Below are 2,446 nucleotides of genomic sequence, written 5' to 3'. Positions count from 1 at the left end.
TCGTCAATCAGGGATTGGAGTGCCACAATCACCTTCTCTTTGACCTCCACCAAGGAGTTCAGTGCCTTGACGAAAATCCGTTTGATTTCCTCTTCCGTCAGATGCCTTGTGCTGCACGGCTTGCCCTTGTGGGCATATTTCTTGTTGCAGCGATAGATGACTCTGCGGTACTTATCCGTCGAATGCCATACCTTAGCCCCGTACCAACCGCCACAGCAGCCGCATTTGATTTTGTTCGCGAAGATGCTCACGCCGCTGTGCTTGCCATTCTGCTCTCTACGCTTTATCTCTGACTGGACGAAATCAAACAAGTCCGGCGGGATAATTGCCTCGTGATGCTCCTCCACATAATACTGCGGAATCTCGCCCGTGTTCTTCCGTCGCGTTTTATCGAGGAAGTCTGCCGTATACTCTTTCTGAATTAGTGCATCGCCACGATACTTCTCGTTGGTAAGAATGGAACGTACCGTGGAGATGTACCACTTGTCCTTTCCCGATGGGGATTTGAGGCCGCGCTTCTCCAGTTCCTTGGTAATCGCATAGAAGGATCGCCCGCCAAGGAAGAGTTTGTAGATGAGCTTCACCACTTGCGCCTGTTCCTCGTTGATTTTGAAATCCTTGTCATAGCCGAGGAATGCACTGTAGCCCACACTGGTCTTGCCCTCGGCGAACTGCTTGCGCTTGCCCCATGTGGTGTTCTCCGAGATGCTGCGACTTTCCTCCTGAGCCAGCGAGCTCATAATCGTGATCAGGAGTTCTCCGCGTGTGTCGAACGTCCAGATGTTCTCTTTTTCAAAGTAAATCTCTACGCCATGTTCCTTGAGTTTACGGACGTTTTGGAGTGAATCCACCGTGTTTCTCGCGAAGCGGCTGACGGACTTTGTGATGATGAGGTCGATCTTGCCGGCAAGGGCATCCTCGATCATTTGGTTGAAGCCATCGCGTTTCTTGGTGTTCGTGCCACTTATCCCTTCATCCGAATACATGCCGACGAAATCCCAGTCTGCACGGCTTTCGATGTAGTTCTTGTAATGCGCCATCTGCATTTCGTAACTGGAAGCCTGTTCTTCATGATCGGTCGAAACTCTGGCATATCCTGCCGTCCTGCGCCGTCTTGGTTCTGCCGTAACCTCAGAACGAAAGATTTTAGGACTGGCAGGGATGACCCTCACTGTCTTTGCCATCGGTATGCGCCTCCTTCTTTGAGTTGAAATATGACTTCATCATCGGATATGACAATCCGCTCGACGTTCTGTACGATCTTGCCCTCGTAGCCATCGCCGAACAAGGATTCTGCCGCTACCTTTAGTTCGGATTCGGGCAGTCGTTTCAATCGGCATTTCGTGCGCGGCTGACTGCAAGACCATACCTTAGTTCCCTTCGTCCAAGTATCACGCTCACACTTGCTGCCGCAGGAGGCGCAGTACACTTTGTTGGTGAAGGGATTGCTGCCGCGCTGTCCGTTGTAGATTCGGGCGGTCTTTTTTATGCGGCCATTGGTTAGGTGAAATTCCACACAGTCACCGTGAATGACGATCTTTGACACCTTATGCCTAAGTTCCGCAGTATCAAAATCATCCTTCTCCATGACGGTTCTGACCGCAGCCACAAGCTCCTCTTCCTTGATCGGACGGCTGTCACAGGATTCCCTACCTTTCCGCTCTCTTGTGTTGCAGCCCCACCGTCTGTACTTCCCTGCGGTTCTTCTGCTGAAGCCGCCGCCGCAGCATCCGCATTTCACCATTCCGGAAAACGGAAGAAGAACAGGATTCCGATTCACAGCCCGTTTGGCTCGTAACCTTCGCGTCTCCTGTGCCTTATCGAAGTCTGTCTTTGACACCAGAGGCTCGAACACTCCATCCACCAGATACATTGGCAGCTCACCTTTATTCTGCTTGCGGACATGTCCCTCACTGATGTAGTTCTTCTGCAATGCCATCGTCCCCGTGTAGGAGATGTTGGAGAGAATATCCTTTACTGTGGTCTGCTCGATTGGTCTCCCCTGCCGTCCTGTGATTCCACGTCCCGCGAGTGTCTTTGCGATGGTGTAGGCAGATTCTTCGGCAAGGTATCTACGGAAAATCTCCTTTACGATCTCACTCTCGGCAGGGATAATGCGGAACATCTCTCCGTCCCATCGGTAGCCGTAAGGCGCTTTATGCCCGTTCGGAATACCCTCTGCGAAGCGTCGCCGCACGCCCCATCGGATGTTGTCGCCGATGCTCCGACTCTCTTCTTGGGCAAAGGATGCGAGCAGCGTCAAGAGGAGTTCTCCGTCCTCGGATGTGGAATCAATGTTCTCGCGTTCGAAGCGGACGGCAATCCCCTTCTCTTTCAACTGTCGGACGGTATGAAGGCAATCCACGGTGTCACGGGCAAAACGGCTGATGCTTTTGACGAGTACCAGATCAATCTTCCCGGCATCGCAGTCCGCAATGAGCCGCTT

At 52.4% G+C, this 2,446-nt stretch carries 2 protein-coding genes; both read right to left on the bottom strand.

All coding sequences use genetic code 11. The features are described 5' to 3' along the window. Positions 1–1,184 (bottom strand): recombinase family protein (locus AXF19_RS10195; RefSeq protein WP_237141586.1); only part of this gene is annotated, 1,184 nt, incomplete at its 3' end. Continuing rightward, on the bottom strand, positions 1,169–2,446 hold a 1,278-nt coding region (locus AXF19_RS10190), incomplete at its 5' end, for a recombinase family protein (protein WP_237141584.1). The genes AXF19_RS10195 and AXF19_RS10190, both read right to left, overlap by 16 nt.

Origin of the sequence: Selenomonas sp. oral taxon 126 (assembly GCF_001683335.1) — a bacterium.
In the GTDB taxonomy this organism is placed as follows: domain Bacteria; phylum Bacillota; class Negativicutes; order Selenomonadales; family Selenomonadaceae; genus Centipeda.
Note: the sequence above shows the minus strand (reverse complement) of the source record. Positions and strands in the feature narration are given on the sequence as shown.